Source organism: Amycolatopsis sp. NPDC049688 (assembly GCF_040674975.1).
GTDB lineage: Bacteria > Actinomycetota > Actinomycetes > Mycobacteriales > Pseudonocardiaceae > Amycolatopsis.
Genome location: NZ_JBFANY010000010.1, coordinates 1 through 23,633, shown reverse-complemented (window position 1 = coordinate 23,633; position 23,633 = coordinate 1). Strand labels below are relative to the sequence as shown.

The following is a 23,633-nucleotide window of genomic DNA, read 5'->3' as shown; positions in this document are numbered from 1 at the left end:
GCTTGTTGCGAGTATCTTCGGAACGTCCAGAGAAAGCAACCCACGCCACCCCAACCAGGGGGTTGGAGCACGGTCCCGCTGTGACCGCCGCACCCTTCACCGGCGCAACCATCACCGCTGAGGGGAGGCCCGTCGTGATCACCTCCGAGAACCTACCTGCGGACGCTCATTCCCCTGTGGACTCGCCGGAGAGCGAGAAGCAGCCGGCCACGCCTGCGGGGGAGACGGCCGCGCTGGTCGACTGGTCGCCGTTCGGCCGGGTCGTGCCGGTCCTGGCGGCCTCTCCCGGTGCCGGGGCTACGAGCACCGCCGTCGCGATCGCCGATGCGCTCCAGCTGGCGGGCCGGTCGGTCCTGCTCGTCGACGCGGGCGATCCGGTCCGATCCGGACTGGGAAGTGCTGCGCGGTCTGATGGGCCGCGGCGGGTCGGGCCCAGCCCCGCCGCAGGTATCCGGTTCTCCTGGCGTGCCCGCGCAGTCCTGGCGCGCTTGGACGTGGCCGATCTCGCTGCTGAGCCGGTGCTGTTCCCGTCACCGCCGTACTGGCATCCCGGCGGTCGCGGGGTCGACGTGACCGTTGTCGACATCGGCCACGACCCCTGGCGGTTGGCCACTGACCCCGCGCTCGGACCGGGCCAGTGGCTGCGTGTCGGCAGTCCCTCACCGATACCCGCTCTGGTGGTCCGGCCCACGGTTCCCGCGCTCGCGCATGCCGAACAGGTCTTGGCCCGATTGGAGCCGTGGGTGCGAGCCGCGGCGGTAACCCCGCCCACGCAACTGCTCGTCGTGGGCGCCCGCCGATGGCCGAAAGGCGTGGCCGGCACCGCGGGCCGCCGCACCAGCGTCCTGTTACCCGACGCTGTGTTCTTTCCGCACGAGCGTGACGTCGCCACGCACGGCATCACGGCCAACGTGACACCTGCTGCGCTTCGCTCACCCGCCGAACGGCTGCTCCGTTCCTGGCACCTGCTGCAGCCGCCGACACACCGCCTGGCGCTGCGGCGGCCGCTGATCGCCCGCGATCGCGTCTCCGACTCCCGCTGAGCCCACTCGTCGTTCAGCTGAGAAGAACTTCAACGCCCTCCCACTTGATCCGCCTGACGTGACGTCGGGCGGTGCGATGTGGAGGGCGCGATGTCCGCGCACAGTGTCATCGACTGGCTCGTCCAGATCCCGAACCCGACACCCGTACAGCCCGAGGTCGGTGGCGACAAGATCCTAGGGCTGCTCAACAACGTCAAGTGGGGCGCGGGAGTCGCACTCGTCGCCGGGTTCTTCATCGGCCTGATCGTCTGGGCCGGCGGCCGTTGGGTCGACCATCACCGCGCCGGGAAAGTCGGCGTCGTCATGATGCTCTGCGCCATCGCCGGCGCGATCCTCTACGGCATCGGCTGGTCGCTGATCAACAGCTTCGCGGGCGGCTGAGCCATGTTCACGTCCACGGAATCGCTGCGCCCTCGTACGCGAACGCGCCGCCTGATCATCATCGTCGGTCTGCTCGTCGTCGCGGTCGCCGTGGTGCTGGTTGCCCGGCAGGCGACGGCACTATCGTCGTCCCCGCCGGCCGCGCCTCCGCCCGGCGGCGCACCCTCGCGGACGCCCACAGCGCCGGTCGACGAGGCGACCGCGCTGGCCGAGCGCCCCATGCTCACCTTGCCGCCCGAAGCGGCACTGCCCCATGAACTCACGACCGCCACGGCCGGGCCGCCGATCACCGTCCCGCGACCGGCTCCGATCGCGAACCGCGTAATCTCCGACGGGTTCCCGGCCACTGCGGAAGGCGCGCTCGGCTGGCTGACCGACTTCAACAAGACAGCGCTGCGCGGCGGTGACCCGGCCACCTACCTGCGGGCCTACGGGGAATCCGAGCTCCCGCACGCCCCCGCTCCGCAAGGCAGCGGCCTGCTCGCGCTGCTGACCTCCTTCCGCGACGAAGCGGGCATCCGCCCAGGCGAGCTCAAGCCAGGCCTGACGGTGACCTACGACGTCACGCAGGGCTTGATCAAGGGCACCGCCGACGGCGGCCGGTTCGCGGTGGTCTGCACGCTCGGGCAGCTGAGTTTCGACTTCCAGGGCCAGAGCACGCGCATGGGCATCGGCGACTGCCAGGCCCTGCGCTGGACCGGCACGGCTTGGCGGATCGCTCCCGGCGCTCGCGCCGCCTACGCCGCGTCCGCGTGGCCGGGCAGCGCCGAATCGGTCGCGGCCGGCTACCGGCCCCTGAACCAGGGCGGCGCCCGATGACGCCTGCGGAGCTGGAGTTGCTGAAGGCGCTGGGCAGGCTGGCCGGCGCGGGGGTCAAAGCGACCGCCGCCGGGGTCCTCGAGCCGCTCATGGCAGCGACCTGGGCCGCGGCCTTGTTCATCCTGCGGACCGCGTTCCAGCTGGTCGACCAGTTCTCCCTCTTCACCGTGTCCACTACAGACGGGCCGGTGTCCATTCTGTGGCCGATGACGCTATGGATTTCCGGGGCCATCGCACTGGGGATGTTCTTCTGGCAGATCATCACCACCGTCCTGCACGGCGGCCGCGGCTTCATTCGCCTGATCACCGGCCCGATCCAGTACGGCATCGCCATCGCTGTCACTGTCGGCGTGGTCGCGGCGTTCCTCGCCGCCGCCGACGGTCTGACCGAAGCGATCCTGTCCACCGGGCTGCGGGTGGGGAACTTCCGCGACGCGTTGAACATGACCGGCTTCACCGACACCCTGTCCGATGAAGTCAAGAACGTCGTGCTCGGTCTCGCCGGCGCCTTCGGCGTCATCCCAGCCGGGCTGGGGTTCTCGTTCGAGGCGGTGTTCCGCGAGGCGGCCATTTATGTGCTGGTCGGCACGATTCCCATCGCCGCGGCCGGGCTGGTGGCGGATGCGACCGTGCGGTGGTACTGGAAAGTCGTTCGCTGGTGCCTGGTTGCCATCGTGATGAAGCCGGCCTTGGCGTTCGTCCTGGTGCTGGCCGTCGCGATCGTCGGCGGCGCGCAGGGCCTGTCCGGGCTGCTGGCCGGAATCGGGGTGCTGTTCGTTGCCCTGTGCGTTCCACTGGTGCTGTTCAAGCTTTTCGCGTTCATCGACCGCGACGCCGATCCCCAAGGCGCCTTCCGGGACAAGCTCTCGGACGCGCGGTTGGACTCCTACGGCGCCAACAGCATCGCCGGGCGCATGGCCGGAGCGATCTCGAAGAAGGCTCGTAAAGAGATGGGCAACAACGACAAGAGCGGCGACAGCGAAGATGGCAGCGATAGTCAGGAGCAGGCGAACGTCGACCGCTTCGACCTGGCTGCCGCCGAGGAGACCATGAACTCCGGACCGCCCGAGGGGGTCGGCGAGGCGAGCGCATCCGACGGTGCGGGCGGGGGCGGCACAGATTCCCACGACGATGCGCCCGAAGCCGACACCCCCGGCAGCGGCGACGGGGGTGATCGGGGCGGTGACCCGGCCACCAGCGTGACTGACCCGCCCGCCCCCGAGGCCGCCGGTATGGGCGGCGCAGGCGTGACCGGGTCCGTCGACGACGGTGATGACGGCGGGCAATCGCCACCCCCGGATCCGCCCGGCGATACCGGTCCGCCTACAGCGCCGACTCCGAAGCCCCCGGACGGTCCGCCCCCGGACGACGGCGGCGGCGCGGCGGCCGGTGAGGCCGAGGAAGCGGCGGTGCTGCTGTGAGCGCCGCGACCCGTATCTACAAAGGACTGTCCCGCAAGGAGCGCGCGGGCTGGATTGTCGGGCTGACGCCCGTGCAGGCGTTTGTGTGTGTCGGACTCGCCGTCCCCGTCATTCTCGCGGTGTCGGCTGGGCGTTTCGGGCAGGCACTTGTCTTGGGCGGGCTCTGCGGCACGGTGGCGGCGCTGCTGGTGGTGCCGGTTCGCGGCCGGCCGGCGCTGCGGTGGCTGGGGAATCTGCTGCTCTACCGCGCCGGGATCGCGCTGGGGTGGTCGCGGTGGCAGTCGCGCGCGGTCGCCGGGGAGGCTGAGGATCTGGATGAGCCGGATCTGCCCGGGGTGCTGGCCCGGCTGCGGTTCCCCGACGGGCCGCCGCTGCGCGACGTCGGCCGCGTCTGCTTGATCCACGACACCGCCGACGGACGGTGGGGTGCTACTGCCCGGCTGACCCACGCCGGCGTCGGGATGCTGTCGGACGCGCAATGCGAGCGGCTGGCCAACCGGCTGGGCAACCTGCTGTTGTCGATCGGGCACCGGGAGGTCATCGACCGGATGAGCCTGCTGGTGCGCACCGTGCCCGACGACGGAGCGGACTATCAGGCGTGGCGAGCTGAACACGACGTCCCCGACGCTCCCGTACTTGCTCGCCGAGCGTCTGAGGAGCTGGACCGGCTGGTCGGGGCCGTGTCAGTCCGGCACGAAGTCTTCGTCACCCTCTCCGGCACCGAAGACGCCCTGCGGCGCCCGGCCGCGGCGGCCGGAGGTGGGGTCGCTGGTCGGGCCGCGGTGCTCTACCGCGTGCTGGACGGGCTCGAGGACAAGCTGAAGTCCCTCGGCGCCACCGGCGTCAAATGGCTCTCGGGCCCGGAGCTGGCGGGGGCGATCCGCACCGGCTTCAACCCGGCCGCCGCGGCCGGTCTTGCCGCGTGCCGCCACCAGAACAGCGTTAACGCTGGCGTGCGCTGGGCCACGGCGGGCCCCGTGCACGCCCCGGCGCCGTCGGCGAGGGCCTACTACCACGATGGCTTCGCGACCGTCTCCTATTCGGTGCTGATGCCCGAGGCCGGGACGGTGTTCGGGTCACTCGGCGGGCTGCTGGCGGTCAAGACAGCCGGCGAGCGCCGCAGCCTCGCCATCCACTACGAGACCCTGTCCCAGCACCGCTCGCGCAGGGCCGTGCAACGGCTGCGGTTCCGCACCGGTGTGGTGCGGGACTGGAAGTCGGCGAAGGGGTTCAACTCCGGCGCCGCAGAGGCCCGTGAGGCCGGCGGGGCGCGTGCGCAGGAGCACGCGGTCGCGGCCGGTCATGGCATCGTCCGCTTCGCCGTCGCCGCCGCGGTCACGATTCCCCAGACCTGGAACGTCGAGGACCACGCGGCCAAATTGGAGAACGACATCGCCGGGCGGTTCCAGCTGCTGCGGATGGAACTGGCCCAGGATGCCGGGTTCGTCGCCGCGGTGTTGCCGGTCGGTGTGGGGCTGCCGCGGCTGCGCGGCGGTGCATCGTGAGCCGCCGCGACGGCGAGCGGACCGCCGCGGAACTGCTCGCCACTTTCGGGCCCGCTGTCGGCACGCGGTCGCCGAGGCGTCGGCGTCCGGACGATCGCGGCGCGCGGGTGAACCGCCGGGCGGCACCGCGGCGGGGCTTCGCCCGGCCAGGGTACGGCTGGTCGCCCGTGGCGGCGCCGCTGCAGGTCTATCAGGCAGGAACCCACGAGATCGGTGGCCTTTTTCCCCTGCTGGCGGCGAGCCCGCTGCCGGCGGTCGGCGCGCGGATGGGCTACGACGTCCACTCCGGCGGCGCGTTCTACCTGCATCCGGTCGAGTTCGTCCTCCGCTCCATCTGCACCAACCCGAACATGGTCCTGTTCGGCGAGCCCGGCCGCGGCAAGAGCTCCACGGTGGTGGCGTTCCTGCTGCGGATGATGCTCAGCGGCGTCCGCACCCTGATCTCCGGCGACGTCAAAGGCGAATACACCCCGCTGCTGCACGCGCTCGGGGTCACGCCGATCATGCTGGGCCGGGGCAGCAGCGCTCGCCTGAACGCTCTCGACCTCGGTCCGCTTGCCGCGTGCTGGGACGCGTGGTCGACCGCTCGGCAACGCGACGAGCTGGACGGGGTTCTCGGCCGGTGGGTGCAGCTGCTGGTTGCGCTGGCCGAAGCCCAGGGCTACCGGCCCACCGTCACCGACGAAGCCGCCCTCTCGGCGGTGCTGCGGCAGCTGCTCGGCGTCAGCGACGGCTACACCCGCCTGGTTCCGATCACCATCCCCGACGTCCACCGAGTACTGTCTGACCCGGACGAGCAGCTGTGGTCGAGCCTGCGGTTCGCCGGCCGCCGCCAATTCCTGGACCACCTGCGCTCGATCACCGACGCGCTGGCCAACCTGATCAGCGGACCGTTGGCGGGGTTGTTCGACGCTGCAACCAATTTCACCGTCGACTGGGACGCCCCGATCCAGAGCCTGGACCTGTCCCGGCTGCGCACGCGCGGCGATCAGGCGGTCGCGGTCGCCTTGACCTGCCTGGGTTCGTGGTCGTCGCTGGCCACGGATCTACAGGAGGACGGGGAGCTGCGGATCGTCGTCCGCGACGAGATCTGGCGACAGCTCCGGCTCGGGCTTCGCGCCGTTCAAGCGGTGGACAGCGAGCTGCGCTTGTCCCGGGCGGAACGCAAGATCCAGGTGCTGGTCAGCCACAAGCCCGGCGACTTCCTCTCCGTCGGCGCGACCGGGTCTCAAGAGGTCGCGATCGCCCGTGACTTGCTGGCTCTGTGCTCGATCCGTGTTCTTTTTGGACAGTCGACGCGGGTGGCGAGCGAACTGGCTGATGTCCTTGCCCTGTCCGAGAAGGAACAGGAGGCCACGACCGGCTGGGCCAATGACCGTCAAGGGCGCGCGTTGTGGAAGATCGAGAACCGGACCGGGCTTCGGATTCAGACCGTGCTCAGCCGGATCGAGCGGCAGATCTTCGACACCAATTCCCAGTTGGTCCGGAAGTCGAATCCGCCGGCTCACAGCGATTCCGTGGAGATGTCGTCGTGAGGCCCGACGGGATGGTAGCTGCCGTGGCCGGCGCGCTGGTCGGGCTGGTGATGCTGCCGATCCTCGCCGTGGCCCTGTTTGTCGTACCCGTGGCGACCGCGACGATCGTGCAACTATCCGGCTGCGACCAGGGCGGCCCGGGCGGCGGCTCGGTCGTGGTCGACCGCCAGCAGCTGGGCGCCGACGAGATGGACATCGCCCGCACCATCGTCGACGTTGTCCAGCAACGCCGGCTCCCGCGCCGGGCCGCGGTTCTCGCGGTCGCCACCGCGATGGTCGAGTCCGGGCTGCGCAACCTCGACTACGGCGACCGCGACTCGCTCGGGGTGTTCCAGCAACGCCCGAGCCAAGGCTGGGGCACCCGCCAGCAGATCCTCAACCCCGTCTACGCCACCGGCAAGTTCCTCGACGCTCTCATCGCCCTGCCCGGCTGGGACACCATGGTACCGGGACAAGCCGAGCAGGCGGTGCAGCACAGTGGCTTTCCGGACCGCTACGCCCCGCGCGAGCCGGCCGCGGCGGCGATCGTGGATCGTTTTTGGACCGGCCCCGATAATCCGACCCCGCCCACGCCACCCGGCGGCACGGAAGCAGTGCAGGCGAAGGCACTGTGCCCGGACCAGGATGGATCCGACGTTCCCCGCGAACCCGGGCAGGTCGACCCGACGAAGCTGCCACCCGGGTTCACGCTGCCGGATGATGTCCGCCAGCGCGCCGCAGTCGGGTTCGCCCTGGGGCAGCTCGGCAAACCGTACGTGTGGGGCGCGAAGGGCCCGGACGCCTATGACTGCTCCGGGTTGATGCTCGCGTCCTGGGCCGCGGCCGGTGTCGGGATTCCGGCCGGTACGGTCAGCCAGGTCCACGCCGGCCACTCCGTCTCGTCGCTGGAGCAGGTGCAGCCCGGGGATCTGCTGTTCATCCCCGGTGCGCTGGGCACTGCGCAGGTGCCCCGGCACGTCGGGATGTACGCCGGGCACGGTCTGATCGTCGACGCCTACGACAGCGACACCGGCGTCATCCTCGAGTCCCTCTCCGCGTGGACCTTGAAGATCGTCGCGATTCGCCGGATCGCCGGCCCCAGTTCGCCCTCCCCGCCACCGGGAGGGAGCCCACTCCGATGACCGTCGCAGTGGTGCCGCTCTCCCGCTGTCCGGGAGGAGCGGCCAATGCCGCGCACACGCACCGACACCCTCAATTTGGACCGCGACGTCGCTTTGATGGGCCTCGCGGTCGCCGCCCTGGCCGTCCTGTGCGCGCTCGGCGTGACCGTCGTCGCCGCGGCCGTTCTGGTGACCGGATTCTTCTCCGGCACGTGGACATGGCCCCCGATCACCACGTGGGCGGGCTTTGCCCTCACGGTCGTCTTCCACGCCGCTGACCCAGGACCGCGCCTGCCGGTCCCGTGGTCGGGCGCGGTCAGCGATCACCAGCTGGCGTTCTATATCTGGTTCACCACGATCACCATGCTCACCGCGGGCCTGACCGTCGGCGCCGCGATCCCGGTCTGGCGACGGGTGGCCCCGACCGATTTAGGCCACGCCACCCGCCGTGAGATCGCCAAGGCCCTGTCGGTCACAGCCGCACGCAAGACCGCGAGGTGGACCCGCGGTGACCTTACCGACGAGCAACGTCGGACCGCGCCCGTTGAGCAGATCGCGGTCCCGCTGCACCAGTGGCCCCGACGCCAGCAGCTGGTCACTTCGCTGGAGACCCCGACGGGGACGATCGCGCCGACCCGCTCGGGCAAGAGCCGCACCGACCTGGTGCACAAGGTCCTCGCCGCCCCGGGTGCCCTGGTGGCGTCGACAACGAAGAACGACCTCGCCGAGTGGTGCCTGATGGCCCGCACCCGCCGCCCCACTGCTGGGCCGGTGCTGGTGATCGACGCGACCGGCACGCTGTCCTGGCCGGCCCACGCTCGTTGGTCGCCGGTCACCGGCTGCGCCGACCCGGCGGTCGCGCTGCGGCGGGCGGAGACGCTGATCGAAGCTTCGTCGCTTGGGCTGGAGAACGTCGGCGGCAACGACGCGGTGTTCCGCGGCCGGGCCACGATCGTCATGCAGGCCTACCTGCTCGCCGCCGCCACCCACCACCGCACCGTCGATCATCTCGTGCGGTGGTCGATCGCCAAACCCGCCGACCGGGAACCCGTCGAGCTGCTGGAGCGGCAGTATCCGCAGCTGGCGCAGAACCTGGAGTCGGAGATCGGGATGGTCGCTGAGACCTCCGACGCGGTCTGGATGAGCGTGCGGCGCGTGATCGAGCCGTTCATGAACCCCGCCATCCGCTTCTTCGCCACCCCGAGCCCGGCCGAGGAATTGAACATCGACAAGTTCCTGCGTCGCCGCGGCAGCCTGTTCATCATCGCGGGGGAGCACCAGGCCCCGCAGGCGCGACCGGTGCTGACCGCGCTGGTCGAGCAGATCCTCACCACCGCCCAGGACACCGCGCTGCGTCACGAACGCCGCCGGCTGGAGCCGCCGACGACCGCGATCCTGGATGAGCTGTTCGCCGGGACGCCGGTGCCGCGGCTGCCGGCGATCATCGCCGACTCCGCCGGCCGCGGGGTGCTGATCCACTGGTCCGCGCAGTCGCGCTCCCAGCTGGACGAGCTCTACGGCGAGCCGGGTCGGCTGCAGCTGATCGACAATACCCTCACTCTGACCGCGTTCCCGGGGCTGAAGGACGACAAGACGCTGGAGTGGTTGTCCACGCTGTCCGGGCAGCATCGTCGCCGGACTCATCAGCACCACAGTGACGGGCTGTTCAGCGTCGGGCGCGGCGCCAGCGGCGAGGAAACCGTTCCGACTCTGCGCGCCGGCGACATCCGCACCCTCGATCGCGGCCGGGTACTGATCCTGCACGGCAACCTCCGCCCGATTATCGGCCACACCGTTGACGTCGAGCAACGCCTCGACTGGCCCCAGCTGCAGGCCGACGTCGCGGTAATCCGTTCCGGTCGGGTCGCGATCACGCCCGACGGCTACCCGCTGACGCTGCCCGGCGTGGGTGATCTGCGATGAGCGACGACGACATCCCCGCACGTCCTGACGACGACGCCGATCACGATGGGCAGCCTACGGACGAGCCGGAAGAACCGCAGCCGCGATCATTGGAAGAGCTCAACGAGGTGGTCGCTGGGCTGGAGACCGTGACGAAGGTCCTGGGCCGGCAGATCGACCAGTTGTCGGAAAAGCTCGCGGAGCTGACTGAAGAGCCGGAGAGCGATCCGCGGCTAGCGCGGTGGCTGACGTTCCTTCCACCCGAGGCAGCCGAAGACAAGCAGCACCGCGGAGAAACGCCGCTGTTCACGATCGCGCACTTCGTGCAGTACTACAATCAGACCTACGTCGGCAATCCCGGCACACGCGCCCTCGCCATCCCCGATTGCTGGCTGGACCATCCCGGACTGGTCGCCGAGATTGCCACCCTCGCCTACACTTGGCGCGAAGCTCATCTGGGTAAGAGAGCCACGGCGCGTGATGCGCAGTACTGGCACGACCATTGGCGGCCCGGTTTCGCCGAGCGCATGGCGACCGAGTGGGTTCATCAGCGCTGCCGTTCCGACGGCCACAAGACCGCCGGTGCACCGGCCCGTTTCGATCGCTTCACCCTGGAACATCGCGGACAGCAGGCACGGCAGCTGCCGGGAGCGGCGTCAACGACCCGCTGAGCGCGCCCGATCGGCCATGATTGCGCACGCGCGCCGCCCGGCCCTGGCGTGCGCCTCGGCTACCCGGTTCGCGCGCGTGTCGGTGATTGCGCTCTATGTTGCGTGCGTGGCCGGCGCGAACTGGCTGGCCGAGCACGTCGGTGCCATCGGCGTCGGATTCGGACTGCACGCCGCGGCCGCGGTGTACGCGGCGGGCCCGGTGGTCGTTGTGCGGGACTGGGTGCAACACCTCACCGGGCTGTGGGTGTTGTTGCTGGCGGTCGCCGCGGGCACGTTGCTGTCGTATGTGGTCGGGGGCCCGGCCATCGCGACCGCGTCCGGGGTATCCTTCGCCGCCAGCGAATTACTCGGCGCCGCCGTCTATACCGCCGTCGTCCGACGCCGGGGTGTCGTCGTGGCCGTGGTCAGCAGCGGGACTGTCGGCGTCGTCGTCGATTCGCTGCTGTTCCCAGCGATCGCGTTTGCCTCACTTGCACTGATGCCGGGGCACCTGCTGGGCAAGGCCTACGGCGTTCTCGCCGGGACGATACTGACCGCTGCTGTGCGACCTCGGATATGAGGCTTCTGCTGGGAACACACCGGCCGCACTGGCTCGGGCTGCTTTGACGTGCCGCTGTTCGTGTCCGACCGGACCCTGCGACACTACAAGACGCTCCCGGTTGCCTCGTGTGACTGAGCCTGCGATTCCGTAGGTTTTCCAGCTCGTTCGGCGCCGTCTCAACTGCCCGACGAACCGCGGCTGTCACATCCGGCCCGTGGTTTCGACGGCTTACCTCCCCGGCCCGTACCGGAAGGCGGTTTGCTTGACTGGACGACGAGCTTGCGTTGAATCAGCTGTCGTGGTCTGTGCGAGAGAGTGCTGTTCTCAGCTGGGCGATGCGAGCGTGTGTGTCATCGAGTTCGGTGAACTTGTCGAGCGCTTCCACCCAATACGCAACTGCTGCGTCCAGCTGACCGGTCTCGTGAAGGGCGTCGCCGAGATCGGCCAAAGTTTCGGCCTCGCCTTCGACAGTGCCGAGCTGTCGGCGTATCAGGAGAGACTGCCGGTAGCACGTGATCGCCTGGTCGAGCCGGTCGAGTTGGCGGTAGACCTGCCCGAGGTGATGCAGGACGCCAGCCTCAGCGTGATGGTCCTGGCATTCTCCGTAGAGTTCTGCGGCTTCCTGCCAGCACTCGGCAGCGTCTGCCCATTCACCCATGCCTCGGTAGGTGCTGCCGAGGTTGTTCATTTGGCCAGCCTGACCGTGGCGGTAGTCAAGACTGCGCCAAATGTCGAGTGCCTCGCGATGACAATGCAAGGCCTGCTGCCATTGTTCGAGATCGGAGTGGAGGTTTCCGAGGTTACCGAGTTTACCGGCTTCGGCGTCGCGATCGCCGATCTCTCGAGCGATCCTCAGTGCTTGTCGGTAATAGTCGGCAGCGTCTTCGAAATGCCCGCCACTTTTGCGCAGGGCGTGGTGCAGGCCGATACCATTCAAGGCGCCGGCTTCGCCACGCCGGTCGCCCAGTTCGCGGTAGATTTCCAAGGCTTGACTGTAACAAACCAGGCTGTCCTCATGTTCATTCAACCCCCCGTGCCAGTGACCGAGGCTCAACAGCGCCCTGGCTTCGCCGTGCCGATCATCCAGCTTACGGTAGATTTCCAGGGCTCGCTGACAGTGATGTTTTGCTTTGACATGCATACTAAGTCGCCAGAAGGCCATGCTCAAGCCGTGGTGGATACGACCTTCACTGCTCCTATCACCCATTCTGCGGGCGGCGACCAGGGCAAGTTGATGTGTGGTGAGCAAGTCGTTGACGTGCAGACGCAGGGAAAGGAACTCGTACAAGGTGTTCGACAAAGCGACCGCCTCGACGTAGCGTTCCGTGTCGTAGGCGAGCGTGACTGCGCCTACAAGATTGGGGCGCTCGATGTCCAACCAGTTCAGCGCCTGCCTCTGACTTGTGAATCGGCGACGGCTATCCGAAACGACAGCCGAGGTATCGATGTAGCTGATTGCTGCCTCGCTAGTCGTCACATAGTAGCGGAGGAGCCGGTCGAGGGCTGGGTCGCGAGTCTCATCATTTGTGGCCCGCTCAGCCGCGTAGAGCCGCAGGAGATCGTGCATGCGCCAGCGCCCTCGGGTAGCGCCGGGTTGCACCAGATGTGCACGACGCAGTTGACCGATCAGTCGGCGGCCCTCGGCGACATCAAGGCCGGCCAGCGAGGCTGCCGCCTCGGTACTGACCTCCGGACTGGGGTTGAGCACCAGCAGGCGAAACAGTTGCGCAGTTCCAGGAGCAAGGTGCTGGTAGGACAGGTCGAAAGCGGACCGGACACTGAGGCTTCCGTCGTAGTTGAGTTCTTCGAGGCGATGCTGTTCTGCGGCCAATGTTTCAGTCAGTTCGGCCACGGGTTGGTCGGGATCCGCGGCGAGCAGCGCTGCGGCGATGCGAATGGCGAGCGGCAGTCCACCGCACAGTTGCCCCAGCCGACGCGCGGCCTGGGGGTCAGTGCGGACTCGGTCGTCTTCGGGGTCGGCGGCGGTCAGTGCTTGCTGGAGCAGTTCCACTGCGTGATCTGCGGACAAGACGGCGATCTCGAAAAGACGCGCCCCGTCCAGATCGGCCAGGTTGTGGCGGCTGGTGATCAGTACCCGGTGTTTGCCAATGCCGGGCAGGAGCGGGCGGACCTGCTCGGCACTGAAGGCGTTGTCGAGAATGACGAGCGTGCGCTGCCCGGCTGCATCGCGGTTGGCGAGCAGGGAACGCCACAGCCGTTCCCGATCAGGCTGATCAGCTGGGATGCGCTCATTGGGAATACCGAGCGCGCCCAACATGCTCGCCAGGGCGGTGGTTGGCAGAACGCGCCGGTCAGGCGGGTCGTAGCCACGCAGGTCCACCATCAACACTCCGCCGGGCAGCCATCCTGCGCCGATGGCGTCGTGGGCGGCGCGGACGACGATCGCGGTCTTACCTACCCCAGGCAGACCGGCAATCGCCGAAACGATCATGGGGCTATCTGGGGCGTCTGCGGTAGCCGGGTCGAGTGCCTTGGCCAGCCTGGCGAGCTCAGCGTGTCGACCGACGAAGGCAGGCTGGGCCGGCAAGCCCGAGACCGCGACCGGCGTGGCGGTCGGCAGAGACACCGCGATGTCTCTGCCTTGGATCACATTCCCGATCACCGCGCCGCTGATCTCGTTGCGCGTGTCTGGCCGCTCGCTCACACGCCCAGTATGGCAACGTCGACGCTTTGCCGATGCCGATTTTCACGAACTGTGCCGGAGCGGCCCAACCACGGCGACCTCGTTCGAGTGCTGCTAAGCACCACCCGCTCGGCTTGCATGTCGTCACTCCGATGGGGCGCGGCGGTCATGCCCGGCGTCTCGTGAGGGACCAGATCCTGGAGAACGGCGGGTTCAGCCAGCTTCACAATGTGGAACGTGGGCATGCGGCTCGAGTCCGCGTGAGTACGCGGTGCGGATTCACCGTTACTGCGGTGAGATCGGCCGCCTGCTCTAGGCCGCGTCACAAGATTACATGTGCGAAAGCACGATCCTCGCGCGCACGGGACTCGATGTTGCACAGCATCAAGAACTGACAATCAGCAACTATCTGGAGCTGCGGTCCTTCGACGCGGAACTGCCGTTCATGCCCGTCCTGCAAGGTCAGTCCATCGACGACTATCACCGCTGCGCCGATCGCTACGAGCAGCGCGGGGTCGACCTCGCCACGGCCCCCTGGTGGGTGTCGGCAGTATCTGCCGACGCCAGTACACCGCCGAAGTCGAGTCGATACTGCGCTCGCTCGCACAGCGGCTACCGGCTGCACGCATTCGGAGCGAAATACCTGGGACTGGCACGCTACGCCGACATCATCGCCAGCAGCAACTCTCTGGCCTGGTCCTTCGCCGCGCGGTGGCAGCCGCCCCTGTCCGAATGCCACGGCCACCGCCGATGCAACAACTGTGTGACTTTCGCGCTCCGCTGGCGGCGCAAAGTACTCGACACGACCGAAGCTGCCGAAAGCAAGACCGTAACTGCAGCGTCGCTCGGCGGTGTTGAGTTATAGTTACGCTGTTCGGCACATCTCATTCGCAGCCGGTGCTACTGGAGGTATTCCCGCTATGGCGCAGAAAGTTCTCGTAAAGATGGTCGACGACATCGACGGCGAGGCGGCGAACCAGACGGTGCCGTTCAGTCTGGACGGGGTGAGTTACGAGATTGACCTGTCCGATGCCAACGCCGCAGCGCTGCGCGATGAACTCGCCCGCTACATCGGGGCAGGGCGCCGTGTCGGCGGCCGCAAGGTGCGGCTGGCAGCCGGAGAATCCACCCAGGCGAAGAAGACCGGCACCGCCGCCGCGGACCGTGAGCGGTCCCGCCGGATCCGTGAGTGGGCCAACGCCAACGGCTATTCGGTGTCTGACCGCGGTCGCCTCTCCGCGGAGATCATCGAGGCGTTCGACGCGAACGACGGCCAGCCCATCGTCGTCGACGAACCCGCCCCGGCGGCGCGCAAGCGCGCTCCGCGCAAGAACGTCGCGGCCGCAAAGAAGTAGAACTCCGACTGACAGCACGAAACATCGACGCTAGAGGACGTCCGGCGAAGACGGCCACGTGACCGTCGGCGCCGGACGTTGCTGACGGGCAGCTCAGTAGCTGAGCCCGCGGTGGACATTTTCGCCGTAACCGTGGTCCTGGCCATCGACCAGTTCGTCTTCCAATTCGGTGCGCCGCGCGGCCGAGGCGGTTTCCGCCTCGGCGTCCTTTTCCTGTTCCTTCTCTGCGGTGACTTCGGCGTTGAACCTGGCGACGTAGGCGTCGACGCCGTCGCGCAGTGATTCGCGGGTCAGCATCTCCTCCGATGCGGCGTCTTCGCGGTCGGGTGTGGTCATCAGGTGCCTCCATTGTCGGGTGATGTCCCGCCAGGCGTCGGCGCGAAGGTCGTTGCCGGCGGGTGGGTTGCCGAGCGGGGAGGCAGCATCGGCAGTGGTGATGCTGTACGTTTCACGATACGCCGCAGCCAGCCCGACAACGTGGTCCCACCGCCGCGCGAGCGCAGCATCGTCGTGTCGGGCACCGAACCGCGCGAGCCACGCCGGTTGTTCCCGCACAGCCTGGTCCCGCAGCTGGTCGGTTCGTGCGGTGATCTCCGCGTTCATGGTCGCCAGTCGTTCCAGCGAACCGTGGTAGTTCGCGGCGTGCGCGAGATCGGGTTGGGCCTGCCAGGGCAGCGCGCAGTGGTGCCCGGCGCCGGCGTCGTGCTGGCGGACAAGTGCGCTCACAAGCGCGACCCCGGTTGCCCTCGGGGCGGTGTTCTCGGCACCGATCGTCCTCGCCGCGATCTGGTGGACGGCGTCGATGAGCGCGGCGTCGGGGTCGAGTCCTGCGGTGGCGCCACCGGCGGCGTGGCGCCACACGATGCCCCACCGCTCCTCGGTGACTGCAGCCTCGGGCAGATGCGCGGCGACGATCTGCCGCCAGCGGTCGATCTGCCCGTCGGTCGCCGGGGCGATCCTCGCGGGCGCATCATGGATCCCGACGTGGTCGTTAATCCGTTTGGCGAGCACCGCAGCCGGGTCGTCCGCCCAACTGAATCCGCGGTCGTCGACCAGGTCACGGACGAGACGCTCGGCCTGCCACCCTCGGTCCTGGGCGCGCGCCAGCGCCGCCAGCGCGGCGGGCTCGGCACCGGCATTGACCGCGCCCGGGACGTAGCGGGCGAGGACGTCGAGGTAGCGGTCTTCATCTCCGTCACGGGCCAGCAGCTCGTAGCGGCGCACCAGCACGTTCAACGGCTCGAGTGCGACGCGGTCCTCGGCGTGATCGAACTCGGAGAACACGTCGTCCAGCTCGGTGGTGTGAGCCGTCGATCGTGGCTTCGTGGGTGCGGATGATGCGGACGCTGGCGTCTGCCCGATGGTGTCCCAGCGCTCGCTCAGGGTGCGCCAGGCGTGCGCCCTCGCGCCGTGACTATCGGGATCCGCACCTAGTGGCGCGTCGCCCTCGATACGGAAGGTCTCGCGGTAGGCGGCGACCAGCCCGACCAGGTCGTCCCAGTCCGCAGCCGCGATCGGATTGTCCGGCCGCGGCCCGAGCCCCGAGACCCATCCCGGCTGTTCGCGGATCACCGCGGCACGCAGGTGCTCGACGCGGTCGGCGATCGCGAGGTTCATCTCGTGCAGGTACTGGGCGTGCCCGGGATGGTGACGCACGTGGGCGAAGTCAGGGCGGGCCAGCCACGGAACGGCCCGCTGATGGGCCTCGCCCCGCTCACCGCGGCGCTGCAGCTCGGCGGCCAGCGCGGCGTCGGCGTACCGGTCATCCGGCATGGGATCCGGCACCGCTGGGCGCGCGGCGAGCTGATGGGCGACGACGGTCAGCGCGGCGTCGACGTCGAACCCGAGCGCCAGCGCACCGGCGGCGCGGGCCCAGATTTTCTCCCATTCCGGGTCTTCGACGGCGATGTGCGGGGCGATCGCGTCGATGATTCCCCGCCAGTGCGTCACGTCGGCCGGCTGCGGTGGCCCGGTGGCAGAGGGCGGCTGACGACGTTCGAGGTGCTTCTGGATCCGGGCTTGCAGGGCCGCGCCGGGGTTGTCGGCCTCGTCCAGGGATTGGCGCCAGCGCATGACGGTGGCGAGGAGGGGATCGGGTTCCCAGCCGAGGTCGTGGGCGTTGCGGAGAGTCTGAATGAGTGCCGGCTCACTCTCGAGATCGAGCGTGGACGGCGCCCGGTGGGCGAGGATGGCGCGGTAGCGGTCCTCGTCACGGTAGGTGGCGGTGTAGTTGTAGCGGAGTACGAGCGTGCCCATCGACACCGCCTCGTCCTGCTTTTCCCGCAACGTCTGAGTGGCGGAGACCTCGGCGCCAGAGTGGTTCAGCACGCCGGTGAGCACCGACTCCGGAGACACCGGCTCGGGGGTTTCCCGGTGCTGGTCAATGACGTGATGATGGGTGACGACGTAGGCAAAATTGCGCAGCATGGCGCGTGTGATGCCCGGGTAGAACTGCTCGCGGGTCATCGTCGGCGGCACCAGCAGGTGGGCGTTGCCGGTGCTGGTCATACCCTGCACCCGGTTGACCGTGGCCGCGTAAGCGAGCTCCACGTGCGCCTGAACGTACCCGGCTGGCAGGGTGATCGCGGCTTTGTGCACCCGGTGCTGCACGGTGATCTTGCCGCTGGCGTGGACTGCGGTGACGGTCCAGACGTCGCCGTTCTTGACGAAGTCCCGTCCGCCGAACAGCGACAGCAGCCGCTGGTTGTGGCGGGTGACGACCCAGTCCCCGACCCCGGCAGTGGTCGCGTCGTGCAGTTCCACCTCTCGGCCACGATCGACCGCACCGCGGGCGAGGCGTCGTTCGCGTGCGTCGATGTTGAGCGCGACGGTGTCTTCGTTGGTCGGGACGATCAGCAGCGCCTGCACGCCGGCGTCGAGATCGGCTTGCCAGTGCGAGCGGGCGGCGTCACGCATCGTCTCCAGCGACCCGTCGGAGACCCGGCCGTTCTCGAAGTAGTACTCGAGCCCCTTCGGACTGCCGGCCCGGATCTGCAGCGACGCCGCGGCCTGCTCCTTGCGGTCGTCGCCCCGGAAACGCACGATCTCCCGGAACCGCACGGCGCCGACGTCGTGGGCGATCAGCCGGATCGCACCACCGGCTTCGACCGCGGCCAGCTGCGCGTCATCTCCGATCAGCCGCACATCGGCGCCGTTGGTCAGCGCGTACTTCACGACCTTGTGCAGCGTGTGGGTGCCGGCCATCGCCGCCTCATCGACGATCACCAGGTCGCCAGCTTCCATCGGGAACGCGCGGTGGGCGAACCCGAACCGCAGTGCGGTGGTCAGCTGGTGCAGTGTGTGCGGCTTCGCCCCGATCGACGCGCCGAGCTCCTGGGCCGCGCGGGCGGAGGGGCCGAAGGCGTAGACGCGGTGTCCGGTGCGCCGCCACGCGGTCGCCAGAACCTTCATCGCTGAGGTCTTCCCGGCCCCGGCTGGTGCCAAGGCGAGCTGCAGGCGGCGCCCGGAGCGGGCGAACTGGCGCACCATCTCCGCCTGCCCGGTGTTCAATCCCTGACCGGCGAGGGCTTTCTCGACGGTGTCGGTACGCAGGCGGTGCCCGCCGCCGCGGCGCGCCCACGCGACCAAGTCGCCTTCGGCGGCGAGGGTCGCGGTGGTGGTGTATCGGGTCGAGTTGTGCTCCACGAACACCGACTCGCCGTCCCTCCGCCGCAGCGAGGCTGGCTCGTTGACCGCGGTCGGCCCAACGAGAGCGAGGGTGTCGGGCTGGGCCAGGACGGTGTCGACGACGTCGACGATCAGCTGTCCCCGCTTGTCGACGGGCATCCGCAGGTGCGCGGACTGGCGGTGGGCTTCGGCGGCGAGGTTCCACCAGGAGAAGTGCGCGTAGTTGTCCGACACCACCTCCCGCGTGACCTGGGCGAGTTTCGCGATGTCGACCGCGTCCGGCTCCGCGCGTCCGCTGAGGAACACCGTCCGGCTCAGCGCGTCCAGGACCTCGGCGGGAAAGATGCCAAGCGCGTGCTCGCGCCACGCCGCGTGGTGTTCCGGCAGCGTCTTCGGCGGTTGCTTGCCGGGGCGGTTGTCGTACTGGGCGGCCCGGTCGATGGCGAAGATTTCTTTCGGCGTCGGCTCCTTCCCGTGCTTGGCCCGGAACTCCACGATGCGTTTCGCCCGGGCGGCTTCGAACTGACGATGCCGCTGGGAGAACAGCTTCACCAGCTCGACCGGAATCCCGTCGAGCTGCCACACTGGACGTTTCATGTCGACGCCTTCGGCGCCCCGTTGCACCCAGGAGGCGCCCTGTTCGCGGAAGAGGTCGCGCAGGCGGTTGTCGAAGTACTCCGACGCGGTGACGGTCGCGGCCAGCACGGTGCGGCCGTCGAGTGCGGTCCATTCACCGTCGTCGCTGCGCTGCACCTTCGAGGAGATCAGGGCGTGGATGTGCAGGTGTGGATCGGAGGCGCGGGAATCCCAGTGCTCGAACAACGCCGCGACGATGCCGTTGACGTCGACCTGCGCTTCGCCCATGTTCCCGCGGCGGGTGAACGCGACGTTGCCCTCCACCCAGGACAACGTGTCGCGGGCGGCTTGGCGGACCAGGCCGGCGATCAGTTCCCGCTCCGCGGGTTGCGCCATCGCCCACGCAATCGACACCGACTTGTCCGGCGCGAACACCATCTCGAAGCCCGACACCGCCGACTTGACGTTGCGTTTCTGCTCCGCAAGCCACTCGTTCAGCTCCGTGTCGCCGGCAGGGCTCTTACCGTCGTGGGCTTTGCGGTAAGCCTGCAGCTGCACACCGCGGCGCAGCTCGGCACGTTTCTGCGCGGATATCGGCGCGCCGACCGGGCGCCCGTGCATACGGTTGTAGTCCTTATAGGCCTGCGACACCTGTGAGCGCAGGTGATCCAGCGCGGAGTACTGCGGGAACCGGCGCCCCAGCCGAGTGGCGTTCAGCGCCTCTTCGGCGGTGGCGCCGTTGGCGATCATCTCGGCTTCGATGGCGTCGGCGTGCGGGTGACGGCCTTCGCCGAAGAGGGCGTTCATCTGGGCAGGGGTGACTGCGCCGGAGAGTCCTAAGTGCTCTGCTCCGGCGCCGAACCATTGGCCTGCCGGGTAACCACGGGAGAGGTAGTAGTCACTTAACAGCTCGCCGGGTGCGAGCTCACGGCTGCGATCGGCGCACGCCACCGTGTTCGTGAGGTACTCATGACCACCAGGGCTCAGCTTCCGCAAGCCCATCATGTCCACACCAGACTACGCCGAAAAGGCGGCGTCGCCCACCCGGTTCAGAACGTCTGCAAGACGTGCTGTGTGCGGGGTAGGGGGCAGGCTGGGGTGAGGTGGTGGCGGTGGCGTGGTCGGCGGGGTGAGTGGGTGGCGGGGAAGGTGCAGGGTGGGGTGTGGTGGTGGGCGGGGTGCGGTAGGTGGGGTGGGTTGGTGGGGCGTGGCGGTGGTGAGCGAATTTGCAGTCGAGCGCCGGCGCCTGCACTAAGGCGCCCTTGGCGCCGTCTGCCGGCGCCTGCGCGGTCCCTGGCTGTGCCGACACAGGAAAGCGGCCGCCGATCGTAAGATCGGCGGCCGCAGTCGCGTGTGGAGAGTCGCTAGCTTGGGTTCGACTGCGTGAGGTGGTCCAGCTCGCGGCGGATGGCGGCGGCAGTGACGACCTCGGCCGTGTCGCCCTTTGCGATCGTGAGCGGCCTGGCGTCGCGCGCGAGTAGTGCGCGCAGGAACGCGGCGACGGCGGCGGGTGCGTCGGTCGGGATCATGTCGGCGGCGGCTAGCTCGCGGTCGATGTCGGCGAGGATGTCGTGGAAGGTGCGCACGGTGGCGGCTCCTGGTTCGAGGTGGGGCGGGGGCACCCGGTTTCGGGTGCCCCCGCGTGTGGCGGGTGGTCAGGCGACGGCGGCGAGTTCGCGCGACGGCGCGAACGTGATCAGCGGCGGCACGTCGCGGTCCCGGCACATCTCGCACCGGCGGTCACCGGTCTGCGCGCGCTGCTCGGCGGGGGTGCGTTCGAGGTTGCACGCCACGCACAATCCGCCCGGCGCGACCGGGAGCAAGGCAAGCCGCTCGTAGTCCTCGTCGGACAGTGCGTAGCCGGTCAGGTCGGTTGTGGCGTCGCTGCTGTCGTCCAGGTCGGCGTGACGCTGCCGCTCCTGCTCGTAGAGGTCCACCGCGCGCTCGTCCTTGCGGACGAAACCGGCGGTCGGGATCGCCTGCTCAATCTGCCGCCACCGCTCGTCAAACTGGGCTTCTGCCTCCCCGATGACGTAACGGTCGCCCGCCTGCTTCTCGATCGGCTCGCGCCCGGCCTTTGCCCTGCTCGTGGCCTTGGTCTTCGGCTTTGCCTCGGCGGCGGGCGTGGTCACCGGCGCGGTGCCTTCGGCCGCTGCGGGAGGCGTGGCCGGTTCTCCGGTGACGGTGTGCTCCCCGGGCACGGGGCGCTGCGCGGCTTCGGCTTCTCGGCGGCAGGCATCGGAGCAGTACCGCATCTCGGGGAGTCCGGCGAGATTGCCGTCACAGTTGCCGCACCGGTGGATGTCACCGGAGTTGGCTTCGGTGGTCTGCTGGCGGGCGGCGGTGCGTGCGCGCGCGTGCTCGGCGCGGGCTTTGCTGGCGTAGACGCACGTCAGGACGAGCGTGCGCAGGTCATCGGAGAGGCCGGGCCAGAGAGTGTGAGCGGTCTGGATGGCTTCGACGATGGCGGGGTGCGTGGCGCTGGGGTTCTTGAGCAGCGTGGCGCACGTGGTGAACGCGTGCTGCTGGCTGCCGCCGGTAGCGGCGTTGAGCCACCGCAAACCGTTGAGCGCGTCGGCGATACGCGGCGGGGTCTCGCGCAGCATCACCGTCACGTCGTTGACCTCGGTCACGGCGACGGCCCGGCGGGTCTGGCTGCTGTAGACGCACAGGTTGATCAGCTCGCGTTCGGTCTCGCCGTAGCTGTCCCACTCGGTGTGAGCGGTGCGTACGGCGGCGAGGATGTCACCGTTGATCGCGGCGTCGGTGTTGAGCAGGGTGGCGCACGCGGCGAGGATCGCGGGCGGGTTCTCGCCGCTGTCGGTGAAGGCGGCCCGTAGTTCGGTGAGGGCGGTCCGGACGCGCGGGGGCTGCGCCTGCAACGCCTGCACGGCGCGGGTGATGCTGGGGAGGTGCTTACGGTAAATGGTCGCAACCATAGTAATTGTCCTTGCTTGTTGAATGAGTTCGGTTCTCGGGTTTGCCGTCCCGGTCACCTTGCGATGTTAATATTACCGCTCGGCTGTCGTCTATTCCACTCGAAATAGGGTTTTCATGTGACTATTTCAGGCAATTCAGCGGGACTGGTTGATGTCCCTTGTTTGATTTGGTGTTCGGCTCGCCTTTGGGTGGTCACGCGTGTGCTGACGGCGGTTGCGTGGCGCTGTGGTGCTGCTGGTCGGCGAAGTAGGGGTGACCATATGCTGAGTGGGTGGTGGGTGGCCCCGAAGCACCCGGGGCAGGCCCCCGGCCTGCCCTTAATGCCTGGCCTAGGGAGTAGGGGCCCCGAATGCAAGGGTGGGGCCTCGAACTATTTTTGGCCACGCTTTTCGGTCAAAAATAGTTTGGGGTGCCCTTGCATTCGGGGGGACGACCGATACAATTTCGGGGCCACCCACCACCCGCGGACGCGACCGATCCATCTCACGGGTGCGTCCCTGCTGGTGCTCTGGATCTAGGCGGCTGACCAGCGGAAACGGTTTCCCTTGTGGCCGGCCACGGGTGTGGTGGCCTGCGGGTATGCTCGTCCTAGCGTTCCGCGGGCTTGCTTGTCCCTGAGTCGGAGCGTCAGCGGGCCGCCGCGAGTTTTGCCGCTCGCCGCTTCGGTGGCGTGGCCCTTCGGGGCTGCTGCGGCGGTACCGCGCCCTTCTTCTCGCTCGTCGGCTGTTGTCGTGAACACGGTCGACGCTGTCGGTCGCCTTGTCGGCGGTGCGAGCGCTGTCCCGCCGGTGTGCCGCGGTGACGCCGGTGCCGCGGGTAGGCTGGGCGGTAGAACCGCAGCCCTCCCCGCGCGGGAGGTGCGTCATGGTTGAACGTCAAAGTAAGGCGCCGAGGCGGATGCGTCGGTCGTCGGCGACGCTGGCGCGGCTGGAGGCGGCGCGGGGCCGCCGCGTCGAGCAACTGGAGCGCGAGCGTGAGAACGAGGCGCGGGTGGATGCTGCTCTGGGTCCGTTCGCGGAGGCGGTGACGGCGATCGAGGCGGTGGAGCGCCGGCGTGAGGACCGCATCGGCGCGCTGGGGGCGCAGCTGGAGCGGAAGCTGGCAGAGCTGGACCGGCAGCGCGCGGCGAAGGTCGCGGAGTTCGAGCGGTCGGCTGAGCAGGTTCGCGCGGATGCGGAGATGGAGATCGGCGAGTGGCGCGCGGTGATGGCGACCTCGGTCGCGGAGATCCGCGCGGCGGATGTTGGCGCGGCGGAGACAGCGGCGCTGCTGGGGATCTCGGCGAAGGCGGTCACCGCGTTGTCGCGTAGTGCTGCGGCAGCGTCGGAGGTCGGCGGCCAGCGGAGCGACGCGGACTCCACGCTCGCTGAAGCAGTGGACGCGGCAACCTCGGATGATGAGCGGGCTGTCGAAGCGCCCACGGGCGAGCAAGTCGAGCCGTCCGAACGAGATTCAGGGGTCGATGTTCCGGCAGACTGATTCGGTCGGGGCCGCTGGGCACGAGAAGAGGGGGGGGGGGGCCCTCCGCGTGGGGCGCCCCCCCGGGGGGTGGGGGCGGGGGCGGCGGGCGGGG

17 protein-coding genes are annotated in these 23,633 nt (G+C 68.9%); 13 read left to right on the top strand and 4 right to left on the bottom strand.

Annotated features, from left to right (window positions below; translation table 11 throughout):
- The first annotated feature begins 80 nt into the window (after positions 1-80).
- The 10 genes from AB0J55_RS28405 (at position 81) to AB0J55_RS28360 (ending at position 10,936) form a co-directional block, all read left to right on the top strand.
- Positions 81-1,043: a hypothetical protein gene (locus tag AB0J55_RS28405; RefSeq protein WP_364254859.1), complete on the top strand. Its 963-nt coding sequence runs from the start codon at positions 81-83 to the stop codon at positions 1,041-1,043.
- Between the two features lie 90 nt (positions 1,044-1,133).
- Positions 1,134-1,424, top strand: a complete 291-nt coding sequence (locus tag AB0J55_RS28400; protein ID WP_364254856.1) for a hypothetical protein — start codon at positions 1,134-1,136, stop codon at positions 1,422-1,424.
- 3 nt (positions 1,425-1,427) lie between these two features.
- Positions 1,428-2,243 (top strand): hypothetical protein, encoded by an 816-nt coding sequence (locus tag AB0J55_RS28395; RefSeq protein WP_364254854.1) that lies wholly within the window; start codon positions 1,428-1,430, stop codon positions 2,241-2,243.
- Entirely contained in the window at positions 2,240-3,664 is a 1,425-nt protein-coding gene (locus AB0J55_RS28390; protein ID WP_364254851.1) for a hypothetical protein, read from the top strand. Before AB0J55_RS28395 ends, AB0J55_RS28390 begins: the two co-directional genes overlap by 4 nt.
- Positions 3,661-5,169 carry an SCO6880 family protein gene (locus AB0J55_RS28385; protein WP_364254848.1) on the top strand — a complete coding sequence of 503 codons (1,509 nt, stop codon included), beginning with the start codon at positions 3,661-3,663 and terminating at the stop codon, positions 5,167-5,169. Before AB0J55_RS28390 ends, AB0J55_RS28385 begins: the two co-directional genes overlap by 4 nt.
- Entirely contained in the window at positions 5,166-6,704 is a 1,539-nt protein-coding gene (locus tag AB0J55_RS28380; protein ID WP_364254845.1) for an ATP-binding protein, read from the top strand. The genes AB0J55_RS28385 and AB0J55_RS28380 overlap by 4 nt, the downstream gene beginning before the upstream one ends.
- Positions 6,701-7,825: a C40 family peptidase gene (locus AB0J55_RS28375; RefSeq protein ID WP_364254842.1), complete on the top strand. Its 1,125-nt coding sequence runs from the start codon at positions 6,701-6,703 to the stop codon at positions 7,823-7,825. The genes AB0J55_RS28380 and AB0J55_RS28375 overlap by 4 nt, the downstream gene beginning before the upstream one ends.
- Positions 7,826-7,870: 45 nt before the next feature.
- Positions 7,871-9,727 (top strand): TraM recognition domain-containing protein, encoded by a 1,857-nt coding sequence (locus AB0J55_RS28370; RefSeq protein ID WP_364254839.1) that lies wholly within the window; start codon positions 7,871-7,873, stop codon positions 9,725-9,727.
- Complete coding sequence (locus tag AB0J55_RS28365) at positions 9,724-10,377, top strand: hypothetical protein (protein WP_364254836.1); 654 nt, start codon at positions 9,724-9,726, stop codon at positions 10,375-10,377. Before AB0J55_RS28370 ends, AB0J55_RS28365 begins: the two co-directional genes overlap by 4 nt.
- Positions 10,378-10,393: 16 nt before the next feature.
- Positions 10,394-10,936, top strand: coding sequence for a hypothetical protein (locus AB0J55_RS28360; RefSeq protein ID WP_364254833.1), 543 nt, complete (start codon positions 10,394-10,396; stop codon positions 10,934-10,936).
- Between the two features lie 271 nt (positions 10,937-11,207).
- Here AB0J55_RS28360 and AB0J55_RS28355 read toward each other — a convergent pair whose 3' ends face one another.
- Positions 11,208-13,583 carry a tetratricopeptide repeat protein gene (locus tag AB0J55_RS28355; RefSeq protein WP_364254830.1) on the bottom strand — a complete coding sequence of 792 codons (2,376 nt, stop codon included), beginning with the start codon at positions 13,581-13,583 and terminating at the stop codon, positions 11,208-11,210.
- Positions 13,584-13,896: 313 nt separating this feature from the next.
- On the opposite strand from AB0J55_RS28355, the gene AB0J55_RS28350 reads away from it, so the two are divergent.
- Together AB0J55_RS28350 and AB0J55_RS28345 are read left to right on the top strand one after the other, a co-directional pair.
- Positions 13,897-14,427: a hypothetical protein gene (locus AB0J55_RS28350; RefSeq protein ID WP_364254827.1), complete on the top strand. Its 531-nt coding sequence runs from the start codon at positions 13,897-13,899 to the stop codon at positions 14,425-14,427.
- A 55-nt stretch (positions 14,428-14,482) separates the two neighbouring features.
- Complete coding sequence (locus tag AB0J55_RS28345; protein WP_364254824.1) at positions 14,483-14,917, top strand: Lsr2 family protein; 435 nt, start codon at positions 14,483-14,485, stop codon at positions 14,915-14,917.
- 93 nt (positions 14,918-15,010) lie between these two features.
- Here AB0J55_RS28345 and mobF read toward each other — a convergent pair whose 3' ends face one another.
- The 3 genes from mobF to AB0J55_RS28330 form a co-directional block, all read right to left on the bottom strand.
- Positions 15,011-20,122 carry a MobF family relaxase gene (mobF, locus tag AB0J55_RS28340; RefSeq protein ID WP_364255552.1) on the bottom strand — a complete coding sequence of 1,704 codons (5,112 nt, stop codon included), beginning with the start codon at positions 20,120-20,122 and terminating at the stop codon, positions 15,011-15,013.
- Between the two features lie 362 nt (positions 20,123-20,484).
- On the bottom strand, positions 20,485-20,706 hold the full coding sequence (locus AB0J55_RS28335; protein WP_364254821.1) for a hypothetical protein: 222 nt from the start codon (positions 20,704-20,706) through the stop codon (positions 20,485-20,487).
- 69 nt (positions 20,707-20,775) lie between these two features.
- Complete coding sequence (locus AB0J55_RS28330; protein ID WP_364254819.1) at positions 20,776-22,059, bottom strand: hypothetical protein; 1,284 nt, start codon at positions 22,057-22,059, stop codon at positions 20,776-20,778.
- 865 nt (positions 22,060-22,924) lie between these two features.
- Between AB0J55_RS28330 and AB0J55_RS28325 the strand changes: the two genes are divergently transcribed.
- Entirely contained in the window at positions 22,925-23,539 is a 615-nt protein-coding gene (locus AB0J55_RS28325; protein WP_364254816.1) for a hypothetical protein, read from the top strand.
- Positions 23,540-23,633 lie beyond the last annotated feature (94 nt).